This is a genomic window from Brachybacterium sp. GCM10030267 (assembly GCF_042666875.1).
Classification (GTDB): Bacteria; Actinomycetota; Actinomycetes; order Actinomycetales; family Dermabacteraceae; genus Brachybacterium.
Genome location: NZ_JBHTCX010000002.1, coordinates 93,789 through 109,072, shown reverse-complemented (window position 1 = coordinate 109,072; position 15,284 = coordinate 93,789). Strand labels below are relative to the sequence as shown.

General features: G+C 70.5%; 8 protein-coding genes. 2 read left to right on the top strand and 6 right to left on the bottom strand.

Going from position 1 to position 15,284, the window contains the following annotated elements; all coding sequences use genetic code 11:
* Nucleotides 1-9 precede the first annotated feature (9 nt).
* The gene (locus tag ACFQS2_RS00860; RefSeq protein ID WP_377018131.1) at nucleotides 10-891 is read left to right on the top strand and encodes a ParA family protein; all 882 of its coding nucleotides are present in this window, start codon (nucleotides 10-12) and stop codon (nucleotides 889-891) included.
* A gap of 88 nt (nucleotides 892-979) precedes the next feature.
* On the top strand, nucleotides 980-2,980 hold the full coding sequence (locus ACFQS2_RS00855) for a ParB/RepB/Spo0J family partition protein (protein WP_377792386.1): 2,001 nt from the start codon (nucleotides 980-982) through the stop codon (nucleotides 2,978-2,980).
* A gap of 2,932 nt (nucleotides 2,981-5,912) precedes the next feature.
* On the opposite strand, the gene ACFQS2_RS00850 is transcribed toward ACFQS2_RS00855, so the two are convergent.
* From ACFQS2_RS00850 to ACFQS2_RS00825, 6 genes are all read right to left on the bottom strand, one after another.
* Nucleotides 5,913-6,326 (bottom strand): hypothetical protein, encoded by a 414-nt coding sequence (locus tag ACFQS2_RS00850; protein WP_377792385.1) that lies wholly within the window; start codon nucleotides 6,324-6,326, stop codon nucleotides 5,913-5,915.
* A 22-nt stretch (nucleotides 6,327-6,348) separates the two neighbouring features.
* Nucleotides 6,349-7,452 carry a thioredoxin-disulfide reductase gene (trxB, locus tag ACFQS2_RS00845; RefSeq protein WP_377792384.1) on the bottom strand — a complete coding sequence of 368 codons (1,104 nt, stop codon included), beginning with the start codon at nucleotides 7,450-7,452 and terminating at the stop codon, nucleotides 6,349-6,351.
* Between the two features lie 118 nt (nucleotides 7,453-7,570).
* Complete coding sequence (locus ACFQS2_RS00840; protein WP_377792383.1) at nucleotides 7,571-8,140, bottom strand: hypothetical protein; 570 nt, start codon at nucleotides 8,138-8,140, stop codon at nucleotides 7,571-7,573.
* On the bottom strand, nucleotides 8,137-10,911 hold the full coding sequence (locus ACFQS2_RS00835; RefSeq protein WP_377792382.1) for a hypothetical protein: 2,775 nt from the start codon (nucleotides 10,909-10,911) through the stop codon (nucleotides 8,137-8,139). Before ACFQS2_RS00835 ends, ACFQS2_RS00840 begins: the two co-directional genes overlap by 4 nt.
* A gap of 55 nt (nucleotides 10,912-10,966) precedes the next feature.
* Complete coding sequence (gene murJ, locus ACFQS2_RS00830; protein WP_377792381.1) at nucleotides 10,967-12,709, bottom strand: murein biosynthesis integral membrane protein MurJ; 1,743 nt, start codon at nucleotides 12,707-12,709, stop codon at nucleotides 10,967-10,969.
* On the bottom strand, nucleotides 12,709-15,210 hold the full coding sequence (locus ACFQS2_RS00825) for a DUF6049 family protein (RefSeq protein WP_377792380.1): 2,502 nt from the start codon (nucleotides 15,208-15,210) through the stop codon (nucleotides 12,709-12,711). Before ACFQS2_RS00825 ends, murJ begins: the two co-directional genes overlap by 1 nt.
* Nucleotides 15,211-15,284: the final 74 nt, after the last annotated feature.

Genomic DNA, 15,284 nt, shown 5'->3' with positions numbered 1-15,284 from the left:
CGTGGGCCGATGGAGGACACTCCGCTGATGCGCGAGCTCGCCCGGGATCACGCTCGCCGCAAGGAGCTCGAGGGCCTCGAGTTCGAGGCGCCGGCGAGCACGCGCGTGATCACCATTGCCAACCAGAAGGGCGGCGTCGGCAAGACGTCGACCGCCGTGAATCTGGCGGCGGCTCTGTCCATGGGCGGCCTGCAGGTGCTGGTCATCGACTCCGACCCGCAGGGCAATACCTCGACCGCTCTGAACATCGAGCACCACGCCGAGGTGCCCAGCATGTACGAGGTGCTGGTGGAGTCGGCGGCGATGCAGGACGTGGTCCAGGACGTCCCGGACATGGCCGGCCTCCACTGCGCCCCGGCGACGATCAACCTCTCCGGCGCCGAGATCGAACTGGTCGCTCTGGTGGCCCGTGAGAACCGGCTGCGCAACGCCATCCGGGACTATCTGGCCTTCCGGGAGGAGCAGGGCCTGCCCCGGCTGGATTACGTGCTGATCGACTGCCCGCCCTCGCTGGGCCTGCTGACCGTGAATGCGCTGGTCGCGGCCCGCGAAGTGCTGATCCCCATCCAGGCCGAGTACTACGCGCTCGAGGGCCTGACGTTGCTGCTGAACAACATCGATCTGATCCGCCAGCACCTGAACCCCGAGCTGGTGGTCTCCTCGATCATGCTGACCATGTACGACGCCCGAACCCGGCTCGCCGCACAGGTCGCCCAGGACGTCCGGGACCACTTCCCGGAGCAGACCCTGGAGACGACGATCCCGCGTTCCGTGCGGATCTCCGAGGCGCCGAGCTACGGCCAGACGGTGCTGACGTACGATCCGGGTTCCAGCGGCGCTCTCGCGTATCGAGCAGCGGCGCACGAACTGACCATTCGCCCCGCTCCATGACACCGACCTCGGAACGACGCCGCGGTGAGACCGCGAGCGTTCCTGGTCCCACCCACGGTGGACGACATTTTCCGGAAGGACAACGGCCATGACGCAGAAGCGAGGACTGGGTCGAGGACTCGGCGCCCTGATCCCGGGAGCGGGCGCCACACCCGCACCTGAGCAGGAGCTTCGTACTCGCACGCGCCCGCCGTCGGAGGCCGAGGACCAGGGGGCCAGTGAGCGCCCGGTGGACATGTTCTTCTCCGGCGAGAAGGCGTCGGACGACGAGGACCGCCCCGCGCGTGAGCGGGCCGATCGCCAGGACCTGGCCGACGCGATGGCGCGCGCCGCTGCCGAGCGCCGCGGCCGCGGGTCGACATCGTCATCCCGCTCCGCCGGCTCCCGGGGCGCTTCCGCCGCGAAGCGGTCGACGTCGCGAGCCCCGGCCGGCGGCCAGGCCGGGCAGTCCGACCAGGCCGACCAGGCTCCCGACGGTGCTGCGAGCACGGCCGGCACGGCATCCGGCTCGAGATCGAGCGGCGGCAGGAAGCCCGCTGCCGGCAAGAAGACCACCGCCGCCAAGAAGCCGGTCGCCGCCAAGAAGCCCGCCGCTGCCAAGAAGCCTGCCGGCGACAAGGAGACTGTCGCCGACAAGGAGTCTGCCGCGCAGAGCGCAGACAGCAGCACGGAGAGCTCGTCGGCGTCATCTCGTGGCACTGCTGGCGGCACGGGCACGTCCGCCCGCACGACATCGAGCCGGAAAGCCTCCACCGGGACCACTTCGAAGCGCTCCCGCGGCTCCTCCGCCAGCGCCGCCGCAAGCGGTACGGCCACTGCTCCTGCGACGACGAAGGAAGCGGACCCGGTAGCGGCAAGCGCTTCCCCGCGGCCCGCCCCGGGTCGTTCCACGACCGCTGAAGACAGCCCCGCGGTCGACGTCGAGGCCGTGGAGCTGACTCCTGCGCAGGCTGCCGAGGCCGCCGCGGGCCAGGAGTCGGCTGCCGGCTCCTCGGCGGGGACTGCGCCGGGCACGCTCGCCGACACCGACACCGATGGGGCCGGGGCGGTCGATGGGACCGCGCCGGAATCACCGGAGGACGTCCGCGAGAGCCAGGACGGCGCGCCCGGAGGCCGGGATGGCGGGGAGGGCGACTCCGCGGAGACGCGGCGCGAGAGCAGCGTGGAGCCGGCCGCCGAGGGCGCTGAACCGGAAGCGGCGCAGGGGCCGTCGGCGGAGGAGGACCGTCAGGGTCTGCTCAGCGTGCCCGGTGCGGAGTTCGCGGAGGTCCCGATCCACGAGATCCGGGAGAACCCGCGCAACCCCCGCACGATGTTCGACGATGACGAGCTGGATGAGCTGGCGTACTCGTTGCGCGAGGTCGGCGTCCTCCAGCCCGTGGTAGTGCGCCCGATTCCGGTCACGGAGGATGGGGAGTCGTTCGAACTCGTCATGGGTGAGCGGCGCTGGCGCGCCGCTCAGCGTGCGGGACTCACCTCTATCCCCGCGATCATCCGGGAGACCAGCGATGACGATCTCCTGCGGGACGCGCTCCTGGAGAACCTTCACCGCACGCAGCTGAATCCGCTGGAAGAGGCCAATGCCTACCAGCAGCTCCTCGAGGACTTCGGGTGCACCCAGGATGAGCTCGGCGAGCGTATCGGTCGCTCACGGCCTCAGATCACCAACACGATGCGTCTGTTGCGCCTGCCCGCCCTCGTGCAGCGACGGCTCGCCAGCGGGGCGCTGAGCGCCGGTCACGCCCGCGCGCTCCTGTCGCTGGACGACCCCTCACTGATGGAGGAGCTGGCGCAGCGAATCGTCAGTGAAGGGCTCTCCGTTCGTGCCGTGGAACGCTTGGTGGCCCGTGGCGGGCAGCAGCAGGCGACCACCCGCACGCCCCGCCGCAGCACGTACGACCCGCACGTGGTCGATCTGACCAGCCGACTGTCGAACCGCCTGGAGACCCAGGTGCGAATCGACGTCGGCAAGCGCAAGGGCAAGATCACGCTCGAGTTCACCAACCTCGATGACCTGGAACGTCTGGTCGAGAACATCGGAGCCGGAGCAGGCGGGCACGCGGACTCGGAGGACCAGCCCGAGAGCTGAATCCGCTGGACTAATGCATGGAGGGGGTCGGCAGTGATGCCGGCCCCCTTGTGCATGGTCGCTGCCCGTGGCCGGGGGCGGGGCGTCGTATCCGCGATGAGCGCCTCGGACAAGGTGACTAGAGCTCAAGGGCGCCCGTGCCAGCTGGGCTCGGCCTGGTGTCGGGAGGGCCCCGACCACGGGCGAGTCTCTTGCTGCGCCCGGAAGTAGACGGTCTGCCGGGGATGGTCCGCAGGGAGCTGACGCGAGCGCCTCTGCATGTCAGCATAACTCGCCATCGCCTCGATCCTTACCCCCCGGCCCGGACAGGCGCGCCGGTGAGCATGTGCGGTACCGCGGGCCGCGGTCTCCCTTTTGCAGTCCGCGGCGCCCTTCTGGCTTTTCCACCGATGTGCATGATTTTGTGGATAGTGCCCGTCGGTGAGGGGTGCCGAGGCAAGGTGGCGACATTGCTTGGGTGAATGTGGATGGTCCCCCGCGCCGGCGAGCCGTCGGGCGATCGTCGGTTCCCTCGTTTCCCGTGGAACGTCAGGCGCGGGTGCGCTGGAAGCCCAGCCTCCGGGCCGGCGGGTTTGGGTCAGCAACGCCTTATCGCTTTGCTGTCGCGAAGGGTCACGCTGGGTTCCCCGTGAAACGTACTGTTGTCAGTGGCGTGGCGAGGACGGAGCGCATCCGTACCTCAGGACGAGTAGACGGCCCGACGGCGACTAGGGTGCCACTCGGGGTTTCCCGTGAAACTCGGTCGTTGCGTCGTTGCGTCGTTGCGTCGTTGCGTCGTTGCAGCCGCTGCGGGCCGCCTGACCGGGCCCAGCTGATAGGGAGTTCGGAGCGTTTCCTGTGAAACCACAGCCGACGGGGAGACGGGGACGCTGAGTAGGCTGACAAGCTCCAGAAGAGCCCGGCGCGCCAATCACGGGGCGCGATCGCGGTCAGGGCCGCACTTTGCTTGCCGGCACGCGCCGGTTCACGTGAAACTCTGCCGATCTCAGCCCGGGATGCGCCATGTGTGATTCGCAGGTGGGTTCACGTGAAACCGGGATCGGCCGCAGGCCGTGTCGAGGGCATCGCGGTGGCTTTCCTTCGTGGCGGATAGTCGACGACCTTGCATCCACGTGGGCGGCCGCTTCAGTCAGCAGCTTCCCCGCATAGTCAGTTTCCCGTGAAACCCGTCTCGGGCGGGCTCAGGGGGTCCGGGCTGCAGTTCGATGCGGCTCGCGGCCGCGATACGGGTCTCGACGGGTGAATTGTCCACCGATCGCATTCTGGCAACCCGCGACGTCCGACACGATCGGTCTGACCTCACTGGCCTGCATGGGTACCGATCCTGCGGACGTGAAGGCTCTTCGCCTCGCCCATGACGAGACCGACCGTCGTAGTGAGTGCGGGTGCGGCATGTTGGCGGGTGAGCCTGCGACGCAGTTTGCCCCGCCGAGCGTTACGTTTCACGTGAACCCGGCAAGGCAGTGGCAACAGTCCTGGTTGGACCCCTCGGTCGGCGCCTGTCGCTCCACCTGTCCGGGTCGTCGGCTGGAAGTCGTTCTGGGACCCGCAGTGAGCTCCCACCACCACCGCGCTGCGTGGCCACGTAGTAGGGAGGGAGGCAACTGTGCCTTCTCAGGCAAGGTTTCACGGGAAGCTGCCGACCTATGCCCGGATGTTCTCGAATTTGCCCCAGGCGTCGGCAGCTATGAGGCACCCGACCACCAGACGATTCGGAACGCCAGCGGCCCTCGCCGCCCTAGTTCCTACCGGTCTCGAGGTCTCGTTACACGTGAAACGCTCTGTGACTGGCGCGAGGAACCGCGGGCGTCCCAGGCTGGACGGCCCCTCCCATGAGGACGCAGGGCTCTCCGTTTCACGTGAAGCCGCCAGGGGCCCATGTGTGGCGGGAGCGGAGTGCGCGGTGGGGAGATCGCCGCGGATTGGTGCGTGTTGTATCGGGCTAATGCGCCGTCGATGTGTCAGAGCAGGCCTCGGGCTCGGTCGGCAACTGGCTCGCACAGGAACAAACTGCCCTAGTTTCACGGGAAATACGCTGCGGCGAATGGTCCTCGCGTTGGCGTGCAGCGTGGGCGTCCGACGCGCAAAGACTCCTACCGCCGTTTATTTCCGTTTCACGTGCAACTCGGGCTGCGCGCCCGAGGGTACAACCGGGGCGTGGGTACGCTTTCAGATGGGCACGCATTCAGACCAGCCTCCGCCCGCCACGATGGCCCGGGTCGGCATGACTCCGCATGGTTTCACGCGAAACCTGGGAGCTCATATCGTCGGCGGCGGGTGTCGAGGAAGGACGACCCAGCGGGACCGGCGCCATCCCCAGGCGAGACGTTTCACGGCGAACCGACAGTACGTGCCTGACATTGCAATCGGGCCGGCGGTTAACGCGAGGTGGACGGCGGGTGGCAAGGAAGCGGACCGAGCGCGCTCGGCACTCTCAACTCCCGGCGCTGGGCTCACGCCAGAGCACGCCAACCAAGAGCCCGGACCACGTGAAACTACGGGGAAGTTACGCCCGTAGACGGCTGCGGGCTCCGTCGGTAGCCGAGTAGTGCGATGTTGACGCGCTCTGCAGTGGACCGATCCACGTGAGTACCGTGCACAGTGTGCGTAACGATGTGGAAAAGTGCGCCAAGCGGGTTCCAGCACAGTTGGTCCGCGTGGAGATAACACTGCCGGGAACGAGTGAAGTACATCACTAGAGCGACCATCTGTGCAGGTCAGCCCCGCGATCGCTCTCCTTGAGGACGGACCGAGACCCCGGACTTGTCCACACCACGTTGTGGACAACGGTGTGGACCACGCGCCCGGCGCCTGTGGACAGCCGTGTGGATAACCCTGTGCACAACCTATTCGCGCACGCCACTGCGGTGGTTCTCGGACAACTTGACAGCCACTGCGCGGAGAGCTTCCGGTGGCGCCTCCCCCTCCAGAGCTACGCGTCGGCCCGCCCCGAGCGCGGGCCGAACTCGGAGGCGACCACGTGCTTCGGAAGCGCACCGCGGCGGCGGTGGACCAGCCGCCACGGCCCGGCGAGAACGAGATCCTCTCCCGTCATGCCGAGGCCGCGTAGTTCCTCGACGACCAAGAGCGCGGAACCCGTCGCGTGAACGTCCGTGCCGGCCACCCCGTCGTCGGGAACCTCCCCCCGCTCGAACCCCAGCCACGTCGGGAGCACGTCGACCTCAAGACGATCCAGCACGTCCTCGTGCGGGTCGTCGATGATGAGCGTGGCAACGGTGCTGCCCCAGCGTCGTGAGAGCTCGCGCAGCACCGTCGGGGCCGGCCTCGCCGGGCCGGCCCAGTCAGACGTGACCAGTACGACGGCCTGAGACGGTGCGTGAACCATGGGTGCGGGCGATCACGGCACCTCAGCCAGCGGCGGGCTGCGCCTCGGCAGTCACCACGACGGTCTCCTCCGGGTCCGCCGTCTTCGCCTCCGCATCGGCCAGAGCGTCGCGATCGGTCAACCACCGCTCCGCGTCCAGCGCCGCCTGGCATCCGGTCCCGGCCGCGGTGATGGCCTGGCGGTAGGTGTGGTCCACGACGTCCCCCGCCGCGAACACCCCCGGGACGGACGTGTACGTGGAACGGCCCTCGCACACGATGTAACCCTGCTCGTCGAGTTCCAGCTTTCCGCGCAAAAGCTCCGTGCGGGGAAGGTGGCCGATCGCTTCGAACACCGCGGAGGTCGCCATGGTGCGCTCCTCGCCGGTGACGGTGTCCCGCAGCGTCACGGACTCGACCTTGTCGCCCCCGTTGATGCTGACCACTTCGCTGTTCCACGCGAACTGGAGTTTGGGATCGGCTTCGGCGCGGCGGGCCATGATCTTCGAGGCGCGCAGCTGATCACGGCGATGGACCAGGGTGACGGACTTGCCGAAGCGGGTCAGGAACGTCGCCTCCTCCACGGCGCTGTCGCCGCCACCGATCACCACGATGTCCTGATCCTTGAAGAAGAACCCATCGCAGGTCGCGCACCAGCTGACGCCCTTGCCGGAGAGCTTCTTCTCCCCGTCGACGCCGAGTTCGCGGTACGCAGAGCCCGTGGAGATGATCAGGGACCGGGACCGGTACACGGTGCCGTCGTCGAGGGTGACCGTCTTGACGTCTCCCTCGACCTGGAGGTCGACGGCGTCCTCGTAGACGATCTCGGCACCGAAGCGCTCAGCCTGTTCCTGCATCGTGGTCATGAGCTCGGGGCCCTGGATGCCGTCGACGAAGCCGGGGTAGTTCTCGACGTCCGTCGTGGTCATCAGGGCGCCACCGGCGTCGAGCGCGCCCGCGATGACGATGGGCTTCATCTCGGCGCGCGCGGTGTAGATCGCGGCGGTGTAGCCGGCAGGCCCCGAACCGACGATGACCACCTCGTGGATGGTCTCGTCACCCGTGGGCTCGGGTGCGGCCGCCGGTGCGGTGTCCGCCGAGGCGGCGGCGCCCCCGAGGATGTTGAGGGCCTGGATGGGCTGCGACATGGGTGATGTCCTTCCGTGGGATGCGTCGTGGTCGGTCAGCGGGAGCACCGCGATCAAGTATGGAGCAGAGGAGGGCGAGACGCCGGTGGCCGGTCGTGACCGAGGTGCGTCGGTGACGTCAGAGGGAGCCGATCATCACGCTTCCGGACCACAGTCGTGACTGCTGCGGGTCCACGTCGCCTCCGTCGGCCGATCCGCAGTTGGGCAGGACGACGGTCGCCGAGACGGTGCCGCCGTTGGCGCGCAGCGTCTCGCGGTCCATCGGACCGTGGACGAGCAGCCAGCCGTGCGTCTCGTCGGTGCCCCACGCCACCTCCTCCATGATCAGGATCGAGTCCTGGATTCCTTGTTCCCGCAGGCACTCGGTGGCGTCGAAGCTGGTCGGCGGCTGGATCATGCCGGCGTCGACGAGCCTCTGGACCTCGGTGCCGAGAGTTGTCTCCGTGATAACGGGGAGACCGGACGAATTCTTCCCGGCGCCCGTGGGCGCATCGACCGCGGAGGACCCGGAATGGGTGCGACTGGCGGTGGACTGCTCGAGAGCGGCCGCCAGCAGTGCTCCCAGGAGAGCGGCGATCACCATCGCGACCAGGATCAGCTGGACCGGGATGCCCAGTACCGACGTGCGGCGCGGACCGCTCCCGCCCCGGTGACGCCGCGACGAGGAACGGAACCCGAGCCGTCTCATTCGACGCGGATCTCCGCGATGCGGGCCCGGAACTTGCCGGACTCCTCGCTGTCGGGCGGCAGGTCGCTGGGCCACAGGATGACCTGGTCCGTCTCCACGGGCTCGCCCGGCTCCAGACGGACCTCACCGTCTCCGGCGAACTCGCCGCTGGCCAGGACGTCCCCCGGGGAGCCGTCGTCGTTGACGGCGCGCAGCTCCAGCGTCCCGCCGCTGTTGCGGGCGGTGGTGACGGTCACCGCCGAGAGCTTCGACTGCTCCACCAGATTCACCCGGACGCCGACGCCGTCCTTCAGGCCGCCGTAGTCGGGGCTCGCGTAGTACTTGGTGGACCAGAAGGTGCCGGGGTCCCCGTCGGTGATCCGCTCCTGCTGGTCGGCGTTGTCCGGCGGCTGATCAGTGCCCTGCGCGAACAGCTCGATGTCGCCGATCTGCGCGGCGGGCAGCTCGGGTTCCTCGGTGTCCTGGGTGGGCTCGACCGGCGCCTCGTCCGTCTCGGTCTCCGTGGGTGAGGCGACGGGCGAGGTGTCCAGCGGGTTGGCCATGCGTTCGCGCAGCCCGGACGTGACGGTGGTCAGCGCGAACACCAGGGCCACGATGACCACCAGCACGCCGCCGATGAGGATCCACTGCGACTGCCGGGAGCGTTCCTCGGCCTGCGTCGGGCCCAGTGCGTAGGTTTCGGGGTCGTCGGCGTCGACAGCGATGCCGACCACGTCGCGGAACAGCGTGCCGCGGCCCGACGGCACCGTGGCCTCCTCGGGCGGATCCTCCAGGGCGGAGCGATCGCGACCGCGCACCACGATGGGGCCGTCGCTGACCACCGGCGCCAGGGACTCGGTGCGTCCCGAGACCGCCATCGGTGCCGGTGACCCGGCGCTGGGTGTGTGATGGACCGGGCCGGCCGAGGTGGGAGTCGCCGCCTCGTCAGCCGCTGCGTCCTCATCCTGCTGCGGGGTCTGCGTATCGGACACACCGCTCGCGTCGGGATGCTCGGGCGAGGTCCGACGCGGCTGCTCGGGAGGTGCCGTGCTGTGTTCCGGAGCCTGTGACGGCGAGAGCGGATCGGCGGCTTCGGCGTCGTGGACCGGAGTCAGCGGCCACTGGGTGCCTGCGGTGCGCGCGGGGATGCCCGGGTCGACCGATTGCGAGCCGGCGGCCACACCTCCGGCGGCGACGGCGCCCGCTCCCGCTGCGGCAGGGGCCGATGACTGCTCCGGGGAGCCGGACTGCGGGGCGTGGGCGGAGTGCGACGGCTCCGACGGCTGCGTGCGGTCCGACGCCGCCGGCGCCTCCTGCGGCTCGGGAGCGGCAGGGGTGGTGGGACGCGGCGGCGTGATGTCGAGCTGACCGGGGAACGGACTGCTGGACCGCTTCTCGTCCAGGTGGAGATCCTCCACCAGCCCTCGGGCCTCGGCCGACGTCTGAGCGGTCTCCTCGGTCTTCGCAGGCTCCGCTGTGTCCACCGGCTTGGTCGTGTCCTCCGGCTTCGCAGCACCTGCAGGGCCCGGCGCGGCCCCGCGGGCCGCTGCCACCGCAGGCTCAGCTGCCGGCGCGGATGCTGCGGCGCTCGGGGCCTGGTCGCGCGCGGTATCCACCGGTGGCACGGGGCCGGGCGTCGAGCCGGGCGGAGTCGTCTGAGAGGTCGCCGCACCGACGGCGCCGGCCGCTGCCAGCGCTCCAGCGGTGGTGGGACCGGCAGCGGAGTGGGCCTCCGTGCCAGGGCCGGCCGGGCGGACGACCGTGTCCTCGTCCGGCTCGACCGGTTCGGACGGTTCGACCGGGTGGGACGGCTCGACCGGCTCGCCCCGCTCGTCCGTCACGGACGGTTTGTCCGGCTCGCCTCGCTCGTCCGTCCTGCCCGGCTCCCCGTGCTGCTGCGAGGGGCCGGCCGGGCGGCTCCCGCGCGGGTACGCCTCGAGCGTGACCGGGATGGACTGCCACGGCTCGAGGGCGGCGATCAGCCCGCGGGTGGTCTCGGGGATGTCGTCGGCCGTCTCGTTCAGCACCAGGTCGCACAGCAGGTCGAGATCCGCCGGGATCTCGGTGTCCACGATCGACGAGGGTCGCGGCACGGTTCCCGAGGCGTCGTGCTGCGGACTGCGGCCGGTGAGCGCGCGATACAGCAGCGCGACCAGGGCCGCGGTGTCCTGGAAGGAGGCGACCTCGCGCGAGCGGTCGAGGTTGGTGTGCGCAGCCGCCTCCACGCCCACGCCGAGCACCGAGACCTCGCCCGAGGCCGTGTCGACGAACACGCGGTTGGAATCCAGGAACTGGTGGCGCACCCCGCGGCGGCGGGCGACCTCCAGGCCGGTCGCGGCCTCGCCGATGATCGAGCGGGCCGTCTCCGGGTGCAGCGGCCCCTTGCCCAGCAGGGCAGCGAGCGGCGGCGCGGGTGGCGGCGGGTACTCGACGATCGTCATCGGCCCCTCCCCGGTCGGCCCCTCCCCGGTCCGCGCCTCCCCGTCGACTCCACCGGTACCCTCGGCGGCGCGGGCGGGGCCGGCATCGCCAGGGTTCTCGTCCGAGCCCTCGAGCACCACGATGTCGCGCACGGGAACCAGGTGCGGGTCCTCGACCAGATAGGCGCGGCGGACGGCGTCGGCGGCCTCGAGAGCGGCCGGGCCGCGCACGATGAACAGGGTGACGCTCTCACCGGTGGCCACCGATCGGGCGCGATGCCACGCGGCGCCGTCGGCGACACCGGCCAGAGGGATCGTCCCCTCCAGGGTCCACCGGGAACGCAGCGCGTCCTGTTGCTCAGTCGTGTTCACGGACCGTCCTTCTCCTCGTCCTGCGGGCGTGCGCCCGTCACGAGCGCCTTCCATGCTACGAGCTCACTCTCGGACCACGGCGGGCCAGCTTATTGGTCGCTCGCTGGGCGTAGCCCACGAGCATCCGCACCTCGGCCACGTTCATCAGCCACGCCAGGGCCACGAACACGGCCGTCATGACGGCCGCGACGATCGCGCCGAGCCCCGCTGCCAGGACCCGGTGGACCCAGAACAGGTCCCCGGCCAGGGCGACCAGTCCCGTGCCGACCGCCCAGCTGACCACGGCGGCGCTGAGCAGCTTGCCCAGCACCCTCGCGCCCACGGCGAGCTGCGGCGGCGTGGTGCCCACGGCGCGCGCGTGGCGGCGCAGCTGCCAGGCGGCCAGGATCCAGGCGATCAGGTTCCCGAAGCTCGTGAAGGCCGCGGCGGAGAATGCCGCCCACTTCGGGTCCACCGTCGTGAGGATGATCGGCACCGAGAGCAAGGAGATCACCGTGATCGGGATCTGCGTGAGGAACGGCGTGCGTGCGTCCTCGTAGGCGTAGAAGACGCGCTTGATGAGGTAGAGCGACGCGAACGGCACCAGGCCCAGGATGTAGCCGATCAGCACCGTGCCGTTGGCGCGGGCCCCGATCTCCCCGGTGCCGCCGCCGATCACCCACATGATCGGCCCCGACAGGGCGATGAACACGGCCGTGCACAGCACCATCGGCACCGCCAGCAGCCGGTTGGTCTCGGCATAGCGGTCCAGCGCCCCGGCGTGCTCGCCCTCGGCCGCGTGCCGTGAGAGCGACGGGAACGTGGCCGTGACCAGGGTGACGGCGATGATGCCCTGCGGCAGCATGAACGCGAGGTAGGCCCACTCCATGGTCAGCAGCGCCGGGTACCGGGCCGCGAGGTCCGGCTGGTCCGCCAGCTGCTCCGTCATCCGCACCGCGTCGCCGGTGGCCCATCGCGAGGACCAGATGCCCAGCTGACCCAGACCCAGCATGGCCAGCGTCCACAGCCCGATCCGGCTCAGCTTGCCCAGCCCCAGCCCGCGGAAGCCCCAGCGCGGGCGCAGCCGCAGGTCGAGCTTCTTGACGTACCAGAACAGGAACAGCACCTGTGCCGCGGATCCGCCGACGTTGATCGCGGCCATCGCGATGACCATCGGCATGGTCCATTCGTCCGGGGAGCCGACCTTCCCCCACACGCCCAGGAACATCGCGGCGCCGAGGATGGCGACGAGGTTGTTGAGCACGGGTGCCCACTGGTACGGACCGAAGGAGTCGTGCGCATTCAGCAGCTGGCCGCACATGACGTACAGCGCCGAGAAGAAGATCTGCGGCATCATCCAGTAGCCCAGCTGCACCGCGAGCGCGAACGTCGCCGGGGGCAGCACGCCGCTGGTGACGGTCAGCAGCAGCGGCACCAGCAGGGTGCAGATGGCCGTGATCCCCAGGGCGACGGCGGCCACCAGCGTCATCAGCCGGGAGATGTAGTCGCTGCCGCGATCGGGACGCTTGACGGCGCGCACGATCGCCGGCACCAGGATCGCGTTCAGGGTGCCGCCCCCGACGAGCAGCCAGATGGTGTTGGGCAGGACGTTCGCAGCGCTGAAGGCGTTGGCGACGGCAGACATGGAGCCGGTGAAGATGGTGCCGAACAGGAAGTTCCGCACGAAGCCGAGCATGCGCGAGACCACCGAGCCGGAGGCCATCAGCACACTGGCCTGCAGCAGCTTCGTGCTGCTGGAGGGGACGGCCCCGACTCGGCGGTGGCGCGGGACATGCTGGACGCGGAGGGACGTGCTCATCAGGTCTCCTCCTCTCCGTGGTGGTGCTCGTGGTCGTTCATGGGACGGCGATGGGTGGCGGGCCCGCTCCGGCGCCCCCGGCGGGGCTCGCCGGCGGCGCCCGGGGGGCCGGAGTCCCCGGGCGGGTCCCGCTCCTCGTCCTCGCTGTGCTGCTCGGCCTCGTCGTCCTCGGCAACCACCGCCTCGGTCGCCGTCGTGTCGAGCATGGAGCGGCCGGTACGGGAGAGCTCGACGGGATCCTCGGGGCCGTGCACGGCGGGAGCCCGGGTGGCGGAGCCGGTGCGCCGGGCCCGGGCCACGCCGACGACCATCAGCACCCCCATGGCGATCACCAGCAGCAACGTGGTCCAGTTCTCCCACGCCGGGTTCACCGTCAGCGGGACATCGACCGGTTCGGTCAACCGCTGGCCGTCCTCGGCGGTCAGCACGGTGGTCAGGGTGACGGTGCCGTTGGCGATCGCCTCGACGGGGACGGTGGCGTCGACCTGTCCCTGGGCGGGGACCTCCACGACGGGCGCCTCACCGATGCGCACCAGCGGACGGTCCGAGGAGACGGCCGTGCGGACCCTGATGGGGGTGTCGAGCTGATTGGTGATGGTGATGGGCACACCGACGGAATCGGAGATCAGGTTGTACCCCGAGGCGGGAACCACCTGGATCTTCTCCTGCAGCTCATCGGAGACTGCGGCGGCGTCCTGGGCGCGCTCGGCAGGCACCTCGGGTGAGCCGCGCCATCGCACCGACGTGCCCGCCAGCACCTCGAGCCGGGGCGCCTCCAGCGGGGTGTCGTCCTCCATGGCGGCACCGAGGGCATCCAGCCGGTTCCAGGTGCCCTCCAGGTCCGCCAGCGCGTCGGGGTCCAGGAGCTGGGGGGACTCGGCCTCGTCCAGGTGGCCCCAGCGGCCGTTCTGCCCGGGGCCCGAGGGCCGGACGTCGCGCATGCTGAGCCGGCCCAGGGCCAGCGGCTCCCCCGATTCGCTCTGGGGGTCGGTCGTCCAGGAGCGATGGTCGGCAGCATCGAGCAGGTCGCCGGTGCGTCCGGGCTCCACCCAGGGCGCCGCGGCCAGCGCGTCCAGGGCGCTTTCGGCGGCCGCGGCATCCAGCGATGCCTCGGGATCCGGAGCGATCAGGAGGTGGCGAGGGGCGTCGGTGTACTCGGAGGCGATGGTGGCCGTCTCGGCGAGCAGGCGCTGGCGCGTCTGCTCCGTATCGGAGTCGCTGGTGAGTTGGGAGAATTCGGAGGACAGCACGGGATCCGGAGCGAGCACGGGCAGCTCCGATCCGGAACCGGCGCCCCCTTCGGCGGTGGATTCGACGACGCCGACGGAGCTTGGTGTCACGCTCGAGCCGGCATCCGCGCGCAGCGAGGTCGACGGCACGATCGCGGTGGTGGCGCCCGCGTCGGCCAGGCGCTGCAGGCCGGCGGCGTCTGTGTTCGGCCCCTCCAGGCGCATCGCCGAGGCGCGGGGCGCGATGTCCGCCTCCTCCCACGTGCTGCGGGCGCTCTCCTCGGCGGCACTGCGCACGCCGTCGGCTCCCGCCTCGCGCAGGCTGACCAGGTCGGCGCGCGCGTAGGGCATGCCCAGCACGGTGCGGTCGCCCACGCCCTGGCCCAGCGCGTCGGCCATCTCGGAAGCGGGCGCCGGGGCCTCGTACTCCCGTGGCGACTCCGGGGCCTCCTCCTCGTCCTCTGCGTCGTCGGGGGCGGGTGTGCCCTCCTCGGACTCGACGGGCAGCTGCGGCGGATCCAGCAGTGCCGGGTCCAGCCACCAGTCGACGTCCTCGCGCAGCGCGAGCTGCTCCAGCGAGGCCAGGCGGCCGGACTCCGCCGACTGCGCATGCGCCTCAGGAGCGGTGACCGGGGCGGAGGCGTCGAGGGCGGCCACCGGCAGCAGCACGGACTGGGTGATGGAGTCCTCGGTGCCGGCGGGCCGCCACACGACGAAGGAGCGGATCGCCGCCAGCGGCTCCTCGTCGGCGACGACGGTCAGCGAGATGCGGCGCGTGCCCCAGAAGTAGGGCTCCTCGGAGTAGGCGAGCTCCTCGGCGGTGGCCTCGATGGACAGGGTCGCGGACTCGCCCGGGTCCAGCTGGGGCACCTCCGGCGAGGTCGTCAGCGCGGGGCCGGTGGTATCCGGTGAGGAGTCGGCCTGCCAGTCGGCCACCATCGCGCGGTCGGTGACCCGGGAGGTGCGGGTGCGCAGCTCGAGCTCGACGTCGCTCAGCGGCTGCGACGAGGTGTTCGTCACCTCGACCTCCGCCTGGACCATCCCGCCCGGAGCGAGCGACGTGGGATCCAGGGAGACGAGATCCATGCTCACCGGCGAGTCGCCGGGAGGGTCCGGTGGCGCCTCGGGAGAGGGGCCGGTGCCCGCGGGACCAGCGGCGTCGGCCGCCGGAAGCAGCGTCGCCGGTCCGCTCACCAGCGCTGATGACGTGAGCAGCAGGACCGCCAGCAGCGCCGCGAGAATCGGGCGCACGAGTGGCGGGGACGACGGCATGGTGACACTGTAAGCGGCCGCTACCGTAGAGGGGCTGCGGGTGCACGAGACCTCTACATCGCGTCGACCCGCTT

Bases quoted from the DNA above. Each gene is read 5' to 3' on its own strand.
- ACFQS2_RS00860 (WP_377018131.1), top strand. From the start codon at position 10: ATGGAGGACACTCCGCTGATGCGCGAGCTCGCCCGGGATCACGCTCGC.
- ACFQS2_RS00855 (WP_377792386.1), top strand. From the start codon at position 980: ATGACGCAGAAGCGAGGACTGGGTCGAGGACTCGGCGCCCTGATCCCG.
- ACFQS2_RS00850 (WP_377792385.1), bottom strand. From the start codon at position 6,326: ATGGTTCACGCACCGTCTCAGGCCGTCGTACTGGTCACGTCTGACTGG.
- trxB (WP_377792384.1), bottom strand. From the start codon at position 7,452: ATGTCGCAGCCCATCCAGGCCCTCAACATCCTCGGGGGCGCCGCCGCC.
- ACFQS2_RS00840 (WP_377792383.1), bottom strand. From the start codon at position 8,140: ATGAGACGGCTCGGGTTCCGTTCCTCGTCGCGGCGTCACCGGGGCGGG.
- murJ (WP_377792381.1), bottom strand. From the start codon at position 12,709: ATGAGCACGTCCCTCCGCGTCCAGCATGTCCCGCGCCACCGCCGAGTC.
- ACFQS2_RS00825 (WP_377792380.1), bottom strand. From the start codon at position 15,210: ATGCCGTCGTCCCCGCCACTCGTGCGCCCGATTCTCGCGGCGCTGCTG.